This window comes from Streptomyces sp. NPDC003032 (genome assembly GCF_053591415.1).
Genome location: NZ_JBSFTT010000006.1, coordinates 172,047 through 190,769 on the forward strand (window position 1 = coordinate 172,047; position 18,723 = coordinate 190,769).

At 70.8% G+C, this 18,723-nt stretch carries 16 protein-coding genes and 1 pseudogene; 13 read left to right on the forward strand and 4 right to left on the reverse strand.

Annotated features, from left to right (window positions below):
• Positions 1-197 precede the first annotated feature (197 nt).
• The 7 genes from ACWDZ7_RS11055 (at position 198) to ACWDZ7_RS11085 (ending at position 6,034) form a co-directional block, all read left to right on the forward strand.
• Positions 198-668, forward strand: a complete 471-nt coding sequence (locus tag ACWDZ7_RS11055) for an ATP-binding protein (RefSeq protein ID WP_451796386.1) — start codon at positions 198-200, stop codon at positions 666-668.
• Positions 669-851: 183 nt separating this feature from the next.
• Positions 852-2,156 (forward strand): sugar ABC transporter substrate-binding protein, encoded by a 1,305-nt coding sequence (locus tag ACWDZ7_RS11060; RefSeq protein WP_451796387.1) that lies wholly within the window; start codon positions 852-854, stop codon positions 2,154-2,156.
• Between the two features lie 40 nt (positions 2,157-2,196).
• Entirely contained in the window at positions 2,197-3,189 is a 993-nt protein-coding gene (locus ACWDZ7_RS11065; RefSeq protein WP_451796388.1) for a carbohydrate ABC transporter permease, read from the forward strand.
• On the forward strand, positions 3,186-4,022 hold the full coding sequence (locus ACWDZ7_RS11070; RefSeq protein WP_451796389.1) for a carbohydrate ABC transporter permease: 837 nt from the start codon (positions 3,186-3,188) through the stop codon (positions 4,020-4,022). The genes ACWDZ7_RS11065 and ACWDZ7_RS11070 overlap by 4 nt, the downstream gene beginning before the upstream one ends.
• A 124-nt stretch (positions 4,023-4,146) precedes the next feature.
• Complete coding sequence (locus ACWDZ7_RS11075; RefSeq protein WP_451796390.1) at positions 4,147-4,392, forward strand: hypothetical protein; 246 nt, start codon at positions 4,147-4,149, stop codon at positions 4,390-4,392.
• A 22-nt stretch (positions 4,393-4,414) separates the two neighbouring features.
• Positions 4,415-5,524, forward strand: coding sequence for a hypothetical protein (locus tag ACWDZ7_RS11080; protein WP_451796391.1), 1,110 nt, complete (start codon positions 4,415-4,417; stop codon positions 5,522-5,524).
• 153 nt (positions 5,525-5,677) lie between these two features.
• Positions 5,678-6,034 (forward strand): hypothetical protein, encoded by a 357-nt coding sequence (locus ACWDZ7_RS11085; RefSeq protein WP_451796392.1) that lies wholly within the window; start codon positions 5,678-5,680, stop codon positions 6,032-6,034.
• A gap of 13 nt (positions 6,035-6,047) precedes the next feature.
• Here the strand turns inward: ACWDZ7_RS11085 and ACWDZ7_RS11090 are convergent, their stop codons facing one another.
• Positions 6,048-6,794 (reverse strand): SDR family NAD(P)-dependent oxidoreductase, encoded by a 747-nt coding sequence (locus ACWDZ7_RS11090; RefSeq protein WP_451796393.1) that lies wholly within the window; start codon positions 6,792-6,794, stop codon positions 6,048-6,050.
• An 81-nt stretch (positions 6,795-6,875) separates the two neighbouring features.
• Positions 6,876-7,709, reverse strand: coding sequence for an AraC family transcriptional regulator (locus ACWDZ7_RS11095; protein ID WP_451796394.1), 834 nt, complete (start codon positions 7,707-7,709; stop codon positions 6,876-6,878).
• A gap of 65 nt (positions 7,710-7,774) precedes the next feature.
• On the opposite strand from ACWDZ7_RS11095, the pseudogene ACWDZ7_RS11100 reads away from it, so the two are divergent.
• Positions 7,775-8,644, forward strand: a pseudogene (locus tag ACWDZ7_RS11100) (DMT family transporter); the annotation flags it as partial.
• A 94-nt stretch (positions 8,645-8,738) separates the two neighbouring features.
• On the opposite strand, the gene ACWDZ7_RS11105 reads toward ACWDZ7_RS11100, so the two are convergent.
• Positions 8,739-9,671, reverse strand: coding sequence for a tyrosine-protein phosphatase (locus ACWDZ7_RS11105; protein ID WP_451796395.1), 933 nt, complete (start codon positions 9,669-9,671; stop codon positions 8,739-8,741).
• A gap of 341 nt (positions 9,672-10,012) precedes the next feature.
• On the opposite strand from ACWDZ7_RS11105, the gene ACWDZ7_RS11110 reads away from it, so the two are divergent.
• The 3 genes from ACWDZ7_RS11110 (at position 10,013) to ACWDZ7_RS11120 (ending at position 13,397) form a co-directional block, all read left to right on the forward strand.
• Complete coding sequence (locus ACWDZ7_RS11110) at positions 10,013-10,216, forward strand: cold-shock protein (protein WP_160504463.1); 204 nt, start codon at positions 10,013-10,015, stop codon at positions 10,214-10,216.
• Between the two features lie 145 nt (positions 10,217-10,361).
• Positions 10,362-11,960, forward strand: a complete 1,599-nt coding sequence (locus ACWDZ7_RS11115) for a DEAD/DEAH box helicase (RefSeq protein WP_451796396.1) — start codon at positions 10,362-10,364, stop codon at positions 11,958-11,960.
• 582 nt (positions 11,961-12,542) lie between these two features.
• On the forward strand, positions 12,543-13,397 hold the full coding sequence (locus tag ACWDZ7_RS11120; RefSeq protein WP_451796397.1) for a pentapeptide repeat-containing protein: 855 nt from the start codon (positions 12,543-12,545) through the stop codon (positions 13,395-13,397).
• Here the strand turns inward: ACWDZ7_RS11120 and ACWDZ7_RS11125 are convergent.
• Positions 13,394-14,305: a hypothetical protein gene (locus ACWDZ7_RS11125; RefSeq protein ID WP_451796398.1), complete on the reverse strand. Its 912-nt coding sequence runs from the start codon at positions 14,303-14,305 to the stop codon at positions 13,394-13,396. The genes ACWDZ7_RS11120 and ACWDZ7_RS11125 overlap by 4 nt on opposite strands.
• A 225-nt stretch (positions 14,306-14,530) precedes the next feature.
• On the opposite strand from ACWDZ7_RS11125, the gene ACWDZ7_RS11130 reads away from it, so the two are divergent.
• Positions 14,531-15,382: a S1 family peptidase gene (locus ACWDZ7_RS11130; protein ID WP_451796399.1), complete on the forward strand. Its 852-nt coding sequence runs from the start codon at positions 14,531-14,533 to the stop codon at positions 15,380-15,382.
• Between the two features lie 193 nt (positions 15,383-15,575).
• Complete coding sequence (locus ACWDZ7_RS11135) at positions 15,576-18,707, forward strand: endo-alpha-N-acetylgalactosaminidase family protein (protein ID WP_451796400.1); 3,132 nt, start codon at positions 15,576-15,578, stop codon at positions 18,705-18,707.
• The last annotated feature ends 16 nt before the right edge of the window (positions 18,708-18,723 follow it).

An 18,723-nucleotide genomic window follows, 5' to 3' on the forward strand; every position in this document is an offset into this window, starting at 1 on the left:
CGAGGAACGCATGGTGCAGTCGAGCGCCTCGGCGGCTTCCGCCATGGACACCCCCGCCATTTCACGGGCTCTGCGGAGCTCTTCCCTGAGCTGGCGACCAAGGACGAGCCATGCGACGTTGCGCGGACCCTGGGGGTCGGTAGCGGCTCAACAAGTGCCGCACTGCTTACGGCTGTTGAGACGCCGCCGCCACGAGAGTGCGGGGCGCCACGGCAAAGCAGCACTCCGTCCCGTACGAGATCACCTTCCGGCTGCCACGCCACCTCAGCAGCGTCCCCCGAGCACGCGCCGCACTCCAAGCCGTCCTCGGCGGCCGAGGCATCGAGCAAGAAACCCTCGATACGGCCGAGTTGATCCACTCCGAGCTGGTCACCAACGCCCTGCGGGCGCGGGCGCAAGCACAGGGCGACCGAGAGGTGCACGTACGCATCGCCCGCTCCGAAGCGGAAGGCATGCTGCACATCGAGGTGACCGACGCCGGGGCGGGCCGGCCCGAGGTCAAGGACCCGGGTGCGGGCGGGGCCGGCAAAACCGTGTGGGCGGAGGTGAAGTCGCCGGGCGTCGCGCCCGATCCCGTCGACCACCCCGTCGACACCGCCCGCGAAGCCCCGCTGAGCGGAGCAGAATCCCGGCAACGCAGCGCGTCCCACGCGGCTTTGCCGCGATGACGCGAACCGCGTCGTCGCCCCGCACCGGTACCTCTGCGTTGCGTGGGGCGCAATGATATGAGCGTATGTTGCGTCACCCGCAACCGTCATTACGGTTCGGCCGCTTATCCCAATGGGTCTAGACCGCCTCTGCCCTGTGTGACCACAATCGCTCCCACCAATCGGAACCTGGAGGGGGCCGGCATGAAGCGACGTGTCATCGCGGCTGTTGCTGTCGCCATGAGTCTCGGACTGACCGCCACGGCGTGCGGCGGCGATGACGGGGGCGACAGCGGCGACAAGGCCACCGACGGCAAGGGCAAGACCCTCACCGTATGGATCATGGAGGGGACCAACCCCGACGCGCGGCCCTTCTTCAAGGAAGCCGAGAAGGCCTTCGAGAAGAAGACCGGCGCCAAGATCAAGGTCGAGTACCAGCAGTGGGCCACCGCCCAGAAGAAGTTCACGACCGCCATCGAGGGCGGCGAGGACCAGGTGCCGGACGTCGCCGAGGTCGGCACCACCTGGGTGCCGCAGTTCGCCGAGACGGACGCGCTCATCGACGTCACCGACGAGGTGAAGAAGTCGGGTCTCGGTGATGACCTGGTGGAGGGCCTGAAGGACGCCGGGACGCTCGACGGCAAGCAGTACGGCATGCCCTGGTACGCCGGCGTCCGCTCCATCGTCTACCGCAAGGACCTCTTCGCGAAGCACGACCTGAAGCCCCCGACCACGTGGAAGGAGCTGCGGGCGGCCGCCAAGACGCTCAAGGCGAAGGAGCCGAACCTGGTCTCCTTCCCGGTGGCGGGCGGCGCGGAGATGTTCGCGGCCCCCTTCATCTGGGGCGCCGGCGGTGAACTCGCCACCGAGTCCGGCGGCAAGTGGAAGTCCGGCATCAACTCGCCCGAGGCCGTCAAGGGCATCGAGTTCTACACCGGCCTCGCCACCAAGGACAAGGTCTCCCCGGCCAAGGTGAACACCTGGACGGAGAAGGAGGTCGGCGACGCCTGGAACAAGAGCCAGATCGCCATGGCCATCGGCGGCAACTGGACCCCGAAGGCGATCGTCGACGCCAACCCGGACCTCAAGGGCAAGCTCGGCGCCGTGCCGATCCCCGGCGAGAACGGCGGCATGAGCAAGTCCTTCCTCGGCGGCTCCTACCTGTCCACGTTCAACACGGACAAGAAGGACCTCGCCTGGGAGTTCGTGAAGCTGCTGACCACCGGCGAGTTCGCCGCCAAGTGGGCCGAGCAGACCAACTACTTCCCCGGCCAGAACTCCGAGCTGAAGAAGATCGCCGCGAAGAAGGACCCGCTGGTCGAGCCCTTCGCCACGCAGATGCTGGAGGCGGGCGCCACCGTGCCCAAGACCAAGGCGTACGGCGAGATCCAGGCGTCCAAGGTCATCCCCGGCATGGTCCAGTCGATCCTCACCGGCAAGGCGTCCGTCCAGGAAGCCGCGGACAAGGCCGCCAAGGACATGGACGCGATCTTCGCCAAGGACAACTGAGAACGAGGGCTAGTTCGGCACTGTGAAGGACGCGACTGTCGTGAAGGACACGCTCGTCGGCGGCGGACCGGAGTCCCCGGTCCGCCGCGACCCCCCGCGACCCGACGGCGGCGCCGAGGCCGCCCGCCGCCGCAAGAGACTCACCACCCTCACCCGCCCCTGGATCCTCCTCGCCCCCTCCCTCGTGGTCCTCGCGGGCCTGCTGCTCTGGCCGCTGATCCAGGTCGGCAAGCTCTCCCTCCAGGACTACGAGGTCAAATTCGGCGGCGGAGTAGGGACGTTCACCGGACTCGACCACTACAGCTCCCTGCTGAGCAGCGAGCTGCTGTGGAAGACCGTCCTGCCCAACACCGTCTTCTTCGCCGTCGCCTGCGTCGGCCTGACCGTCGCGCTCGGCACGCTCGTGGCGCTGCTCCTCAACCGCCTCGGACCCACCTGGCGGCTGATCTGCTCGATCGCGATCCTCGCCGCCTGGGCCATGCCCGCGGTGACGGGAACGTACGTATGGATCTGGCTCTTCCAGCCGCAGGACGGCATGGTCAGCCAGATCGCGGGCTCGATGGGCCTGATCGACCCGGAGACCACCAACTGGTTCACCGAACGCGGCCCGTTCTACGCCATCGCCACCCTGAACGTCATCCACCACGGCTTCCCCTTCGTCGCCATCACCGTCCTCGCGGGACTCATGACGATCCCCAAGGAGCTGTACGAGGCGGGGGAGCTGGACGGCGCAGGCGCCTGGCAGCGGTTCTGGAACATCACCGTGCCGACGATCAAGCCCGTCTTCCTCGTGGTGACCATCCTCTCCACCATCTGGGACTTCAAGGTCTTCACGCAGATCTATCTGATGCCGGGCGGCGACGGCTCCAACCCGGAGGTCTACAACCTCGGCGTCTACTCGTACATCGAGGCGTTCGCCAAGAACGACTACGGCGCGGGCGCCGCGGCCGCGGTCCTGCTGACCGTGCTGCTCCTCGCCATCACGATCATCTACATCCGTACGCTGTTCCGACAGGGGGAGGAGGACCTGTGACGGCCCGCCACCGCACCACTCTCGCGAGTCGCGTCGGCCTTCCGGTCGCGGTCGCCGCACTCCTCGTCTTCACGCTCTTCCCCGTCTACTGGATGATCTCCACCGCGCTCGACCCGAAGGCGATCACGCGCGGCTCGGACGTGCTGCCCAGCGGCATCAGCCTCGAACACTTCGACTTCGTCTTCGACAAGGGCAACTTCGGTACGTATCTGCTGAACTCGGCGCTCGTCGGCCTCGCCACGATCGTCGCGGCCGGGCTGCTCTCGCTCTTCGCGGCCATCGCGGTGGCCCGGTTCAAGTTCCGCTTCCGCACCTCCGTACTGATCATGATCCTGATCGTGCAGATGGTGCCGCTGGAGGCGCTGGTCATCCCGCTCTTCATCCAGATGAGGGACTACGACATGCTCAACTCCCTGCTGGGGCTGAGCGTCGTCTACATCGCCCTCTCGCTCCCCTTCGCCATCTGGACGCTGCGCGGCTTCGTCGCCACCGTCCCCAAGGAGGTCGAGGAGGCGGCGTACATCGACGGGGCGTCCTGGCCGCGGATGTTCTGGTCCGTGCTGCTGCCGCTGGTCGCGCCGGGGCTCGTCGCGACCTCGATCTTCGCCTTCATCACGGCGTGGAACGAGTTCGTCTTCGCGTACACCTTCATGAAGGGCAGCGACAAGTACACGGCGGCCGTGGGCATCTACCAGTTCTTCGGCGAGAACTCGACGTCCTGGGGCCCGGTCATGGCCAGCTCCACGCTGGTCACGGTGCCGGTGATGCTCTTCTTCGTGATCGTGCACCGGAAGCTGGGCTCGGGCCTGGCGGCGGGCGCGGTCAAGGGCTGAGGCAGTCCAGGGCTGAGGCGGCCAAGGGCTGGGGCGCGGGGCGGTCAAGGACCCGGTCGATTCTATTGACTAAAAGTCAATTCGGCGTCACTCTCGACCTCCCGAACCCAGCCCGGGAGGTCGAGTGAGCACCGAAACGCCGGAGCAGCGGGAGCAGCCGGAGCAGCGCGAGCGGCTGAGCGCCGAGCTGCGCGACGAACCACCGCGATCGTTCGACCAGCTGTCCGCCGACCAGCTCGCGGTGCTGGCCGACGCCCTGGAGCGAGAGCGCGAGAGCCGGGCCGCCGGACTCAACGAGGCCGCCGAGGAGGCACTGAAGCTGGTGCCCGCGATGGCGCGCGGCCCCGTCCGCCGGGTCCTCTTCCGATAACCGAGGCGAGCGAGGAGTCAGCATGGACAAGCTGCGCGGCAGGGCCGAGAGCCTCAAGACCGCCCGCCTCCTGGACGTCGAACCGGACACGCTCGCGTTCCTCCAGGCGCTGCCCGCCGAAGACGTACGCCGCTTCCGCGCCAGTTGCGTCGCGGCGCTCTTCGACCGGGCGCCCGACATGCTCGACCGGATCGCGTCCGCGACCAAACTGGTGCCGACCGGGATCGCCGCCGCCATCTCCCAGAAGGCCCTCGGGCCGCGCCTGGCCGCCGCCGTCGCCGGACGGCTCGAACCCGCCCGCGCCGCCGACATCATCGAGAAGCTGCCGGTGTCCTTCACCACCCAGGCGTGCGGACACCTCGACCCCCGCCGGATCCAGGGCATCGTCGACCGGCTCGACGAGAACCTCGTCGTACGCATAGCGGTGGCGCTCGCCGAGCGCGGCGACCACCTGACGATGGGCCGCTTCGTCGGCCACCTGCCCGACTCCGCGCTGCGCCGCATCCTGCCGCACGTCGACGACGCCGCCGTCCTGAGGACGGGCTTCGCGATCGAGGAGACCGAACGGCTCGGCCACATCATCGACCTGATGGGGGCGGACCGCCTCGCCTCGGTCATCGGCTCCGCCTCGGACGCCGGTCTGTGGCCCGAGGCGCTGGCCGTCGCCGGCATGGTGACGGGGGAGCAGCGCGGCCGCATCGCCTCGCTCACCGCCGCCCAGCCACCGGACCGGCTCGACTCGCTGGTCGCGACGGTGGCGGAGCAGGACCTGTGGGAATCCCTGCTGCCGCTGGTCGCGCAGCTGGGCGAGGAGGAGCGCGGGAGGGTCGCGGCACTGCCCTCGCTGCGGGGCGCCGAAGTCCTCGGCGCGGTCGTGCGCGCGGTGGTGGCCACCGGCCTGTGGGCGGAGTTCCTGCCGCTCGTGGGCGCGCTGCCGGACGACTCACGCAAGCTCGTCGCCGACGCCGCGGGGGCGCTGCCCGCGCCCGACCTGGACGCGCTCGCCCTGGAGGTCGACAAGCGGGATCTGTGGGAACTGGTCATGCCGCTGGTCGAGTTGATGGACGACGCGGCCAAGACGCGGATCTTTGAACTCCCCGCGTTCCGGGGGCAGGACGGGGACGGGTCATAGGCCGGACGGTAACCCACATGGCCTACGAAGAATCGATACGGCGGCCCTCGTACGGGTGACAGTGAGCGTCCCGAGGGGGCCGATCGGGGTAGGCGCAGGCGGCCCCGCCGCTTCCCGGCGGATCCGGCAGTCCCCGGAACGAAAAGGGAATCCATGCGCCTTCGCCACGCAGTCGCCGCCGCCCTCGGCGCCCTCACCCTCGTCGTCACCCAGTCGGCGCCCGCGAGCGCCGCCACCGGCGACTTCTCGTACAAGTTCGTCGGCCCTGACGGCTCGCCGCGGTCGGCCACCCTCCACCACCCGCCGAGCCCCGCCTGCATCACGCTCGCCGAGGTCGCGGACCCGGGCGCGTCCGAGCCCGCCTTCGCCCCGCACAACAACACCGATGAATGGGCCATGGTCTTCACCGAGCCCGACTGCGCAGGCGACTCCTGGACGCTGCGCCCGCACGGCAACCCCACCACGGACCGGCTCAAGCTGCGCTCAGTGTTCCTGACGGGCCGCCACTGACAGACGCACGCCTTCACCCTGCCGTCGACCCGCCGTCCACGGCGAACTCCGTCCCCGTGATGTACGACGACGCGTCCGACGCCAGGAACAGCACCAGCTCACCGACCTCCTCCGGGCGGCCCATCCTGCCGAGCGGCAGATGGGACCACTCCCGCCCGGCGGAGGCCGCGGCGATCATCGGGGTGTCGATCACCCCCGGATGCACCGAGTTCACCCGCACCCCGTACTTCGCCAGGTCCAGCGCCGAGGACCGCGTCAGACCCCGCAGCCCGAACTTCGTCGAGCCGTACGCCGCGTGACCCGGGATGCCGACGAGCCCCGCCGTCGACGACACGTTCACCACCGAGCCGCCACCCGCCTCCTTCAACGCGGGCAGCACCGCCTGGATGCCGAGAAAAGGGCCCAGGAGATTGACGCGGATCAGCGTCTCGAAGTTCTCGTACGTCTCCTCCTCCACGGAGGCCGTGCGCCACAGCGCGGCGTTGTTCACCAGGGCGTCGAGCCGCCCGAAGGCACCGAGAGCCCCCGCCACGGCCGACGCCCAGCTCTCCGCGTCGGTGACGTCATGGCGTACGAACAACCCCTGGTCCCCCAGCGAACGGGCGACCTCCCGGCCCTCCTCCTCCCGTACGTCCGTGACCACGACCCGCGCCCCCGCCTCGGCGAACAGCCGGGCCTCCGCCGCGCCCTGCCCCCGGCCCGCACCGGTGACCAGCACCGTCCTGCCGTCCAGGCCGTACGAGATGCCCCGCGAGCCCATGCCACATCTCCGTCCAGGTGACCAAGAGACATATGACCAAGAGGCATATGTCTAGCAGTCACGCGCACAAGTCAGAAGGGCTCAGGCACGCCGGAAAGCGCCCGGCGTCACACCGTAGACACGCTGGAACCAGCGGCCGAAATGGGCCTGGTCGGCGAAGCCCGCGGCGGCCGCGGCCTCGGCGGGCGAACTGCCGGACCGCAGCAGCGAACGGGCCCGGTTCAGCTTGAGCTGACGCTGGTACTCGCTGGGCGCCAGACCGTACTCGGCGCGAAAGGCCCGGTACAGGGCGAACCGGCTGCATCCCGCGGCCAGCGCCAGGCGCTCCGCGGACACCGGCTCCAGATACGCCTCGTCCAGCACCTCCCTCGCCCGGCGCGCGGCCTGACCAAGGGCCCGCACCGTCGGCGCACGGCCCGCCGCCGGGGGAGCGGACGTCGCGCCGCGCCGCGTCATCGCGGTGACGGCGGCCGTCAGGCGCTCGTCGCGCACCAGCGGATCCGCGCCACCGGCCAGGGCGGCGTGCAGCCGGGCGAGCGTGCGGGCGAGCACCGGGTCGGTCAGGACGGGCCGGGCGAACAGCGGCAGCGCCGCGGAGCGCCCGTCCGTCGCGTCGGCGACGACCTCGCGCACCACCGCCGGGCCGATGTGCACGATGCGGTAGTGATAGCCCAGATCGGCGGCTGCCCGCCCGTCGTGGACCTCGTCGGGGTTGAGGGCCATCACCATCCCGGCACCGCTGGTGTGGCTCGCGCCACGGCAGCGGAAACGCTGGGCGCCCGCGTCGGTGATGCCGAAGGAGTACGTGTCGTGGCTGTGCGGCGGATACACATGGTCCAGGAAGCGCGCGTGCATGGCCTCCAACGGACGGTCACCGTCCCGCCAATAGCGCACCCAGCTGTCGGACGTTGCCATGAGGCCAAGTATGGCCCGCACCAGCGTTCAAGACGCGCCGCCGCAGGGACGGCAGAGTCGCCGCCATGTCGACGCACAAGGGCCTGAGCAGCCCGTACCTCCTGCTCACGATCACGATGGTGCTGTGGGGAAGCGCCTTCTCCAGCTCCAAGTCGGTGGTGGCGCACCTGCCGCATACGGTGGCCGCGCTGCTCCGCTTCGGCGGCGCCGCGCTGGTGCTGCTGGTGGCCGTGGCGCTCCTCGGCGACCGCCGGACCGGGCCGGCGCCGCGCGCGGTGGGACGCGCCGCTCTGGCCGGTGTCCTCGGCGTCTTCGCCTACAACGGCGCGTTCTTCTGGGGGCTCTCCCTCGCGCCCTCCCTCGACGCGGGCATCCTCATACCCGTCATGACCCCGGTCCTCACCAGCTTCTTCCTGGTGGTCACGGGCCGCGAACGGGCGTCGGGCGCGCGCATCGCCGGACTCGGACTCGGCCTCGCAGGGGCGGTGATCTTCTTCCTGGGGGCGGGCGGCAGCGCCGGAAGCGGTGCCTCACGGCTCGCGGGCGACGCCCTGTTCCTGCTCAGCGCGGTGTGCTGGGCCGCCTACACGCTGGCCGGGCCACGGGTGCTCGCGGGAGTCGACCCGCTGCGCGCCACGACGTACGCGACCTGCGCGGGCGCCCTGCTCCTCGGCGTGGTCGCCGTGCCCGACCTCGGTGAGGTGCGCTGGGGCGAACTCCCGCCGGACCTCTGGCTGAACGTCGGCTACCTGGCGCTGGGCGCGGCCGCCGTCGCCAACCTCCTCTACTACCGCGGGGTGGCCGCCGTGGGGCCCGCGTCGGCGTCCCTGATGATGTTCGCGGTGCCGGTCGTCAACACCGTGTGCGGCACGCTGTTCCTCGGGGAGTCCTTCGGCGCCGTGCAGGCGGTGGGCGCGTCGGTCCTGCTGGCGGGCGCCGTGCTCGCCGCGACGCAAGGGCGGCTGCCGGGGCGGGCCGTGCCACGGGCCGAGCGCCCCGAGGCACCCCCGCGCAAGGCGCGTACGCCGCTCAGCCGACCATGCGGTGGCGCAGTTTCAGGAGGGTACGCGCGTCCAGGCCGAGCCCCTCGGTCAGATAGCCCCCCAGGCCGCCGTACCGCTCGGTCGCCTCGTCCAGGGCCGTGCCGAGATAGTCGGTCCGTACCTCCTGAAGCGGAATGATCAGGTCCGGGTTCTGCATCATGCCGCTCTGCTTGAGTGCCTCGCGGAGCTTCGCGTCGTGGGCCGAGCGGTAGGTGTTGGAGGCCAGATAGTCGTCGACGGCCGTCCTGTCCGGTACGCCGAGCAGCCGCAGCAGCAGATACGTCGTCCAGCCGGTGCGGTCCTTGCCCGCGGTGCAGTGGTAGAGGAGTGGCGAGCCGCTGTCCGCGATGTCACGCAGGGTGGTCGCGAACTGCGCGCGGTTGGCGGCGTCGGTGACGAAGGTGCGGTAGACGTCCCGCATGAAGGCGGCCGCCCTGCCGTCGCCGAGCATCTCCTCCTGCTTGACCGGGTCCCTGGAGCCGATCGCGGTGATGAGCCGCGTGAACAGGCCGTTGTCGGTGACGGGCCGCGAGACCGGGGTGACCCCGGCGGGCAGCCGGTCAGGGCCGTCGTACTGGACCTCGGCGGGCACCCTGAAGTCGACGGCCTTCTTCAGGCCGAGCCCGGAGAGCGTGGCCAGGTCGGCGTCGGTGAGCTTGCTGAGGGCGTCGGCGCGGAAGACCTGGCCGCGGCGGACCCGCTCCCCGTCGTAGGTGCGGTGGCCGCCGACGTCCCGTACGTTCACGGCGCCCTGGAGCGGGATGTGGCGGCCGGTGCCGTACGCCGCCGACTGGTGCGAGGCGTGCCGGGGGACGCCGGGCGCGACGGGTTCGGCGTGGGCCGCCCACGCGGGCAGCGCGCCGATCACGAGGGAGGAGATCGCGAGTCCGGCTGCCGTACGGGTGCGTGAGACGCGCATCGGGGGGCCGCCTTCCGATCGGTAGCGGAGCGGTACCAGAACCAACCAAGCGATTGTTCGGGAGAAGGTAGCGAGGTCCCCGCGAGGGAGGAAGGGGCACGGGGGCGTACGTCTCCTGGGCCAGGTGGTGCAGGTCTCCCGGCCCGGGGAACATCCACTCCGCCAGCCGTGTTAAAGTTATGTGTTGCAGTTTTGGTACCCATGAACTTTATGCGCGCCTGACGGGAGTGCTCCGAGGGCGCATTATTGTTTTTCCGGTTCTCTCCGGATGGGGTCATTGCGGCGCTGGAGAACCACAATTCCGTGGCTTTCCATACTCTGCCCCTGTTGAGGAGATTGACATGGCAACCGGCACCGTTAAGTGGTTCAACGCAGAAAAGGGCTTCGGCTTCATCGAGCAGGACGGCGGCGGCCCCGACGTCTTCGCCCACTACTCGAACATCGCGTCCTCGGGCTTCCGTGAGCTCCTCGAGGGCCAGAAGGTTTCCTTCGACGTGACCCAGGGCCAGAAGGGCCTGCAGGCCGAGAACATCGTTCCTGCCTGATCGTCGCAGCGCGCGAACCTCACAGCCGAGGCCCGCACCGGAAGGTGCGGGCCTCGGCTTGCGCTGTCATCGGGCCCTACCGGGCCCAGAGCCGCACAGAGGCTCAGAGGTCCGGAAAGTCCAGCGACCAGGAAGGCATTACTGCATGAACCGCTCCGAACGACCGGCACGACCCGCCCGCAAGCGGCCCGCGAACGCAGCCGGAAAGGGCAGGCCGATCGGCCAGGCGAAGGGCTCCGCGAACTCCGCGAAGAAGCCCGGAAGCCGTAAGCCGAAGCCGGCGCAGGGCGGGGAGTTCGCCCTGCCCGAGAGCGTCACGCCCGCGCTGCCCGCCGTCGAGGCCTTCGGCGACCTGGACATGCCCGAGGCCCTCCTGAAGACGCTGGCCGCCCAGGGCGTCACCGAGCCCTTCCCGATCCAGGCCGCCACCCTTCCCAACTCCCTCGCGGGCCGCGACATCCTCGGCCGCGGACGCACCGGCTCCGGCAAGACCCTCGCCTTCGGCCTCGCCCTGCTGGCCCGCACGGCCGGACAGCGCGCCGAGTCGAAGTCCCCGCTCGCCATGGTCCTCGTCCCCACGCGCGAGCTGGCCCAGCAGGTGACGGACGCCCTCACGCCCTACGCGACGTCGGTGAACCTCCGCATGGCCACGGTCGTCGGCGGCATGTCGATCACCAAGCAGTCCGGCACGCTCCGCCGCGGCGCCGAGGTCCTGGTCGCGACCCCCGGCCGCCTCAAGGACCTGATCGAGCGCGGCGACTGCGACCTCTCGCGGGTGCGTACGACCGTCCTCGACGAGGCCGACCAGATGGCCGACATGGGCTTCATGCCGCAGGTCACGGCGCTGCTCAAGCAGGTCGAGCAGGGTGGCCAGACCATGCTGTTCTCGGCGACGCTGGACAAGAACATCGACCGGCTCGTCCGGATGTTCCTCACCGACCCCGTCGTGCACTCCGTCGACCCGTCCGCGGGCGCGGTCACCACGATGGAGCACCACGTCCTCTACGTCGCCGACGAGACGGACAAGAAGGCCGTCGCCATGCGGATCGCCGCCCGCGAGGGCCGCGTGATCATGTTCCTGGACACCAAGCGTGCCGTGGACCGCTTCACCAAGCGGCTCCTGGCCAACGGTGTACGGGCCTCCGGCCTGCACGGCGGCCGCTCGCAGCCGCAGCGCAACCGTACGCTCGACCAGTTCAAGACCGGGCAGGTCACCGCGCTGGTCGCCACCAACGTGGCGGCGCGCGGCATCCACGTCGACGACCTCGACCTCGTCGTGAACATCGACCCGCCCGCCGACCACAAGGACTACCTCCACCGCGGCGGGCGTACCGCGCGGGCCGGTGAGTCGGGCAGCGTCGTCACGCTCGTACTGCCCGAGGAGAAGCGGGACATGACGCGGCTGATGTCCGACGCGGAGATCAGCCCGCGTACGGCGCGGATCACCTCCTCCGACGAGGAGCTCGTCCGGATCACCGGGGCGCGGGAGCCCTCGGGGGTGCCGGTGGTCATCGAGACGCCTGTGCCGCAGCAGCCCGCGCAGGCCTCTTCCCAGCGGCGTCGCCGCCCCCGTGGCGGCGCCTCCGCCTCCGCCTCCGGCGCCGGTACCGGTTCCGGTTCCGGCCAGGGCCAGCGCAGGGCCCCTCGCCAGGGCCAGGCCGGCGGCCAGCCCGCGGCCGGCGGCGCACGCGGGCGCCGGGGACGTCCCGGTAACGGAGCGCAGGGCGGCCGCCGCGCAGCGTAACGCTGGGCGCTGTGCCTGAGCATCTGTCCCGGCCCCCCGCCGTGGGGCCTCTCCCGCCGCTCCGCGGCGGGGGGTCTCCCACCCACCCGTTTGCCCCGCATCGGACATGTGTGGGTAGGAGCCGGGGGGGGCGCAACCGGCGACGGGCCGCAGCCGCCGTCGCGACCCGAGGGGACGTGGCGGTATGTCCGCCCGGAGCACAGTGGTAACGCTCCGGTGCCAGCAGCAAGGCGCCCACGCCAAGATGGCGAGGACGGACATACCGCCGCGGCCCCGCCCCACAACGGCGAGGCGCAGCACGAGCCGGGGCCAAGGGGCAATACCCGCCCCGCGCCCGAAACGGCGAGGCGCAGCACGGGCCGAGCCAAGGGGCGATGCCCGCCCCGTGCCCACAACGGCGGGCGCGTGGCGCCAGCCGGGGCCAAGGGGTGACGCCCGCCCCGTGCCCACAACGGCCGGGCACAGCGTCAGCCGGGGCCAAGGGGCAACGCCCGCCCCGCCCCCACAACGGCGAGCGCGTAGCGTCAGCCGAGGCCAGGGGCGATGCCCGCCCCGTCGCGACCAAGAAGGAGAGCCCGCCCAATGTCGGAGCGTGAACCCGTCGTGTTGAACCTGCTCGAAGACGGCCACGCCGCCCTGCGCGCCGACTGCGGCAGCTGCTTCGGGCTCTGCTGCGTGGCCCTCGCCTTCTCCGCGTCCTCGGACTTCGCCGTCGACAAGGACGCCGGGAAGCCCTGCACCAACCTCCAGGCGGACTTCCGCTGCGGCATCCACCGCGACCTGCGCGACAACGGCTTCCGTGGCTGCACCGTGTACGACTGCTTCGGCGCGGGCCAGCACGTCTCCCAGGACACCTTCCGCGGCCGCGACTGGCGCGAGGACCCGGCCGCCGCGCGGCAGATGTTCGAGGTGTTCCCGATCATGCGGCAACTCCACGAGCTGCTCTGGTACCTGACGGAGGCGCTCACACTTCCGCAGACCAAGCCGATCCGCGCCGACCTCCGCAAGGCCCTCGCCAAGACCGAACAGTTCGCGCAGGGCAGCCCCGAGGCGGTCAAGGACACCGACGTGGCCGCCCACCGCCAGGACGTCAACACCCTCCTCCTGCGCACCAGTGAACTCGTACGCAAGGGCGGCGGCAAGAAGAAGGACCGCCGAGGGGCGGACCTCATCGGCGCACGGCTCAAGGGCGCCGACCTGAAGGGAGCCAATCTGCGGGGCGCCTATCTCATAGGCGCCGACCTGCGCGACGCGGACCTGCGGACGGCCGATCTGATCGGCGCGGACCTGCGCGACGCGGACCTGCGGGGCGCCGACCTCACCGGCGCGCTCTTCCTCACGCAGTCGCAGGTGAACGCGGCCAGGGGCGACGACGGCACCCGGCTGTCCGACTCCCTCATCCGCCCCGGGCACTGGTCGGACACCCGAGAGCGCTAGGCGTCACACTCCAGCACCGTCCAGCACAGCGTGCACCGCGCCCGCACCCGCCCCCGCGCCGGCACGCGGATCCGCTGGAAGCACGTAGGGCAGGCGAACGTCACCCGCAGCGCGCCGAGCCCGTCGGACGAGAACGAGTACGCCCCGCCCGGGAGCCCCGCCCCGCGCTCCCGGGCGTACTGCCGCTCCTTCGCGTACCGCCGGTCCTTCGCGTACCGCCGCTTCCCCGCCCACCCGGCCGCCGCCAGCGGCGGCTGCTGCTCGTCGCGGCGGGCCTGGGCGAGCCCCTTGGTGTACGCCGTGTACGCCTGCGCGCTGGTGAACCACGTCTCCGGCGCCTCGCCGAACGCCAGCGCCCGCTTGGCGAGGACGTATCCGAACTCCTCCGGCGTGAGGTAGCCGAGCTTCTGCGAGGAGGCGCCGTCCTCGCGGTAGGCGTCCAGGAGCAGCCAGCCCGCGCCCAGGTACGCGGCGGCGGTGTCGGTGAGGATCTCGTTGTCCCGGGTGCCGGGGAAGGACAGGTCGAGCCGGTGCAGATACACGTGCATGACCTCGTGGGCGAGCGCCGCGCCGATGTCCCGCCGGTGCGTGCGGAAACGGTCGTTGAGTTCGATGAAGTACTCGGGCCCCGCGGCGAGTTCGACGTACGCGGCGTGGTCCATCTCGCGGAAGCTGACGATCACGCGGGCGTCGGGCAGACGCAGGTGCCGCACCATTTCGCGGGCCACCCGCTGCACGCCGAGGTACAGGTCGTCCTGGTCGCCGAAGGCCACGTCGACGGGGGCGACGCTGGTGTCGAAGGTGTGGACCGTGTCGTACGAAAGGCGCTTGTAGAGCGCGGTGACGGCGGCGCGCACGGTCTCCAGATGGGGGTAGCCGTGCACGACAGGACCGCCGCCGACCGTCACGCCCACACCCCCTGACGTCACCCACCGCGAGACCAGCAAGCCGAGCAAGCCCAAGCAGGCCCAAGCAAGCCGCATCAAGACCCACCGAGACGCCCGACTCAACCCCACTGTACGGGCGTTGGCGGCGGCGGGCAGTGGACCGCGCGACACGCCTTGGCCGGAAACCGCCCCTTGTCCTGAGCGGACACCGATCTCCATAATCCGCAGCAACGCTTTGGCGGGCTCATGCCATCCGGGCGTCGTACCACCCCCCACAAACACCCCGCGAAGGGAAGTCAGTTGAAGACCAAGCCGCGTGGAGTGAAGAGAGCCGCCACCCTCGGTGCGATCGCGCTCGCCACCATCAGCCTTCAGCCCGTCGCCGCGTCCGCGGCACCTCACCCGGGCCCGGAGCCCAGCGAGCGTGTCGTCGGCGGCACGCCCGCCAAGCAGGGCGAGTTCCCGTTCATGGTCCGTCTGTCGATGGGCTGCGGCGGCGCTCTGTACGCCAAGGACATCGTGCTGACCGCCGCCCACTGTGTGGACGGCTCCGGCAACAACACGAGCATCACCGCCACCGCCGGCGTCGTGGACCTGAGGAGCCCCTCCGCGATCAAGGTGAAGTCCACCAAGGTCCTCCAGGCCCCCGGCTACAACGGCAAGGGCAAGGACTGGGCGCTCATCAAACTGGCGAAGCCGATCGACCTGCCCACGCTGAAGATCGCCAAGGACACCAAGTACAACAAGGGCGACTTCACCGTCGCGGGCTGGGGCGCCAACAGGGAAGGCGGCGCCCAGCAGCGCTACCTCCTCAAGGCGACCGTCCCGTTCGTCAGCGACGCCGACTGCAAGGCCGCGTACGGCGGCGACCTCACGCCCGGCGAGGAGATCTGCGCCGGCAACCTCGCCCAGGGCGGCATCGACACCTGCCAGGGCGACTCGGGCGGCCCCATGTTCCGTAAGGACGAGGCGGGCGCGTACATCCAGGTCGGCATCGTCAGCTGGGGCAACGGCTGCGCGCGGCCGAAGTTCCCCGGCGTCTACACCGAGGTGTCGACGTTCGCCGCGGACATAGAGAGGGCGGCGGCGGGACTCTGACGTCCCCCGCCGCATCGGTGAGGGGCGCCCGCGGTCACCGCGGGCGCCCCGCATCCGGCTCCGCTTCCGCAGCCACTGCGGCTCCGCTTCCGCAGGTAAGTCCAAGACCTGTCCCTCCTTTGTCCATAGGCGCGTCCGTCCCGCCCGGCGCATCGTGATCGGCACCAATTCCGTCCCCATGGAGGGGTGCCGCATGCTGCCGTCAGACACGTCCGGGCCGAGCCGCAGAGCCGTCATCGCCACCGGTGCGATCGCCGGGGTGGGCGCCGCCCTCGGAATGGGCTCCAGCGCGTACGCCCAGGGCTCCGGCGCGTACGCCGAGGCAGGCCCCGCCGAGCCGCCGCCCACCGAGGTGGTCCTGCGCTCGCGCCACCTGGACGTACGCGTCGCCGGCGACTTCCCGCGCGTCGTCTCGTACACCGACCGCGCGAGCGGCGCCGTCCTGCACGGCCGCTCGGACGCCGTCACCACCGTCCTCATCGACGAGGCCGAGCACACACCGACGGTCACCGCGTCGGCGGGCCGGTCCCGCATCTCGTACGTACTCGCCTTCCACGGCGGCACCCGCATCGATGTCGAGATCACCGTCGAGGGACACCAGGTCCACTGGCGCGTCACGAAGATCGCGGACACCGACGCGCTGCGGGTCGGCACCCTGCGGATTCCCGGCCTCGCCCTGCTGTCCGTGCGCGACGACCAGCCCGGCGCCGCCCTCCTCGCCGCCAAGGTGCAGCTCGACAAGGCCAAGAGCGGCGACACCCTGGTCCGGCCGGGCAAGGACACACCCGCCGAGGCGCCCGTCGGATGCGCGTACGCCGTCGTCGCGCACGACAGGCTCGGCGGGGCGATCGAGACGAACACCGTCTACGACAAGCCCACCTCCGCCGCCGGCACCACCTGGGAGAACGGCCGCCTGTGGCGCGAGACGGTGCGACCCACCGAGAACGCCGACTACGTAGAGGCCCGGTTGACTCCCGGGCAGTGGACCCACCGCGCCGCGACCGCGCCCGTCGGCGCCACCGAGCCCCTCCCGTACGCCACCGTCGTCATCACCGGCGACCGCAACGGTGACGGCAAGGTCGACTGGCAGGACGCCGCCATCGCGCTGCGCGACATCATGGTCGACCCGCTCGGCGCCGACGAGCAGCATCTGCGGGTCGTCCCGCACATCCCGTTCAACTTCGCCTCGCAGGCCACCAACCCGTTCCTGGCCACCCTCGACAACGTCAAGCGAATCCACCTGGCCACCGACGGACTGCGCCAGTACACGCTCCTCAAGGGCTACCAGTCCGAGGGCCACGACTCCGCCCACCCCGACTACGCGGACAACTACAACACCCGCGCGGGCGGCCTGACGGACCTCAACACCCTCGTCCACGAGGGCAAGAAGTGGAACAGCGACTTCAGCGTGCACGTCAACGCCACCGAGTCCTACCCCGTCGCCAACGCCTTCTCCGAGAAGCTCGTCGACAAGACCAACGAGCAGTGGGACTGGCTCGACCAGAGCTACCGCATCGACCAGCGCCGCGACCTGGTCTCCGGGGACATCGTCAAGCGCTTCGCCGATCTGCGCGCCCAGACCGACCCCGGCCTGAACGCCCTCTACATCGACGTGTTCCGCGAGTCCGGCTGGACCTCCGACCGCCTCCAGCGGGCGCTGCGCGAACAGGGCTGGACCGTCACCACCGAGTGGGGCCACGGCTTCGAACGCTCCGCCGTCTGGTCGCACTGGGCCACCGAGCCCGACTACGGCGGCGACACCTCGCGGGGCATCAACTCGCGCCTGATCCGCTTCGTCCGCAACCACCAGAAGGACGTCTTCGCCGACAAGTGGCCCACGCTCCTCGGCATCGCCCGCATGGGCAACTTCGAGGGCTGGGTCGGCAAGACGGACTGGCACGCCTTCTACGAACTGATCTGGACGCACTCGCTGCCCGCCAAGTACCTCCAGGCGTACCCCGTCAAGACGTGGGACGAGCACGAGATCACCTTCTTCGGCCCCACGAGGACGGCCGTCTCCGACGCCTCCGGAGGCAAGCGGCGCATCACCACCGACGGACACGTCGTCTACGAAGACGGCCGCTACCTGCTCCCCTGGGAGCCCCGCAAGGCCACCGATCCCGCCAAGCTGTACCACTACAACCCGTCCGGCGGCAGCAGCAGTTGGCGGCTCCCACGCGCGTGGGCGCGGCGCTCCCGTGTCGCCCTGTACCGGCTCACCGACCAGGGGCGCGTCTTCGAGTCGTACGTCTCCGTAGCGGGCGGAGAAGTCACCATCGAGGCCGAGCCGAAGCAGCCCTACGTCCTCTACCGCGAGCGTGCCGCCGCCCTCCCCGACCCGAAGTGGGGGCAGGGCACTCCGCTGCACGACCCCGGCTTCCACTCCGGCACCCTCAAGGGGTGGAAGGCCAGCGGGCCCGCCACTGTGAAGCTCAGCGCTCTCGGCGACCCGGAGCTGGTCATCGCCGCGGGCGGCGCGGCATCCGTCGGGCAGCGGCTCGCCCGCCTCAAGGCCGGTACGTACGCCGCGTCCGTGCAGGTCGAGGTCGGCGAGAAGGCGGGGGAGCGGCGCAGGGCCTCCCTGGAGGTGCGGACCGCCGACGGGGTCACCGCGGCCAACTTCACCGAGACATCCACCGCGGTCAACCACGTCGCCGCCGACCGCAAGCACGGCACCCGCTTCCAGCGCATGTTCACCTACTTCACCGTCCCCGAGGGCGGCGGCACCGCCGAGCTGACCCTGCGTGCCGAAGCGGGCCACGCGCGCGTGCGCTTCGACAACGTACGCGTCGTCGCCGCCCACCCCGTGACGGTGAAGCGGCCCCGCTCCACCCTCGTCCACGAGGACTTCGAGCACGTCCCGCAGGGCTGGGGCCCCTTCGTGAAGGGCGACGCGGGCGGGGCCACCGACCCGCGCACCCACATCGCCCAGCGCCACGCCCCGTACACGCAGCGCGGCTGGAACGGCAAGGCGGTCGACGACGTCATCGACGGCACCAACTCCCTGAAGTCGCGCGGCGAGAACACCGGCCTCGTCTACCGCACCGTGCCGCACACCGTCCGCTTCACCGCGGGCGGGCGCTACCGCGTCTCCTTCCGCTACGAGAACGAGAAGGCCGGCCAGTACGCCTGGATCACCGCCGTCGACGCCCCCGGGCCCCGCGAGACGGACCGCAAGGACCTCCCCGTGGCCACGGAGCCCACCACTCTCACCTACGAGTTCACGGCGCCCGCCGAGGGGGAGGCCTGGGTCGGTCTGCGCAAGACCGGCGGCGACGGCACGGCGGAGTTCGTCCTCGACGCGTTCGAGGTGACCGAGATCTGAGCGGCCCCCGAGGTGG

Bases quoted from the DNA above. Each gene is read 5' to 3' on its own strand.
- ACWDZ7_RS11135 (WP_451796400.1), top strand. From the start codon at position 15,576: ATGCTGCCGTCAGACACGTCCGGGCCGAGCCGCAGAGCCGTCATCGCC.
- ACWDZ7_RS11110 (WP_160504463.1), top strand. From the start codon at position 10,013: ATGGCAACCGGCACCGTTAAGTGGTTCAACGCAGAAAAGGGCTTCGGC.
- ACWDZ7_RS11120 (WP_451796397.1), top strand. From the start codon at position 12,543: ATGTCGGAGCGTGAACCCGTCGTGTTGAACCTGCTCGAAGACGGCCAC.
- ACWDZ7_RS11090 (WP_451796393.1), bottom strand. From the start codon at position 6,794: ATGGGCTCGCGGGGCATCTCGTACGGCCTGGACGGCAGGACGGTGCTG.
- ACWDZ7_RS11060 (WP_451796387.1), top strand. From the start codon at position 852: ATGAAGCGACGTGTCATCGCGGCTGTTGCTGTCGCCATGAGTCTCGGA.
- ACWDZ7_RS11105 (WP_451796395.1), bottom strand. From the start codon at position 9,671: ATGCGCGTCTCACGCACCCGTACGGCAGCCGGACTCGCGATCTCCTCC.
- ACWDZ7_RS11080 (WP_451796391.1), top strand. From the start codon at position 4,415: ATGGACAAGCTGCGCGGCAGGGCCGAGAGCCTCAAGACCGCCCGCCTC.
- ACWDZ7_RS11095 (WP_451796394.1), bottom strand. From the start codon at position 7,709: ATGGCAACGTCCGACAGCTGGGTGCGCTATTGGCGGGACGGTGACCGT.
- ACWDZ7_RS11115 (WP_451796396.1), top strand. From the start codon at position 10,362: ATGAACCGCTCCGAACGACCGGCACGACCCGCCCGCAAGCGGCCCGCG.
- ACWDZ7_RS11130 (WP_451796399.1), top strand. From the start codon at position 14,531: ATGCCATCCGGGCGTCGTACCACCCCCCACAAACACCCCGCGAAGGGA.
- ACWDZ7_RS11085 (WP_451796392.1), top strand. From the start codon at position 5,678: ATGCGCCTTCGCCACGCAGTCGCCGCCGCCCTCGGCGCCCTCACCCTC.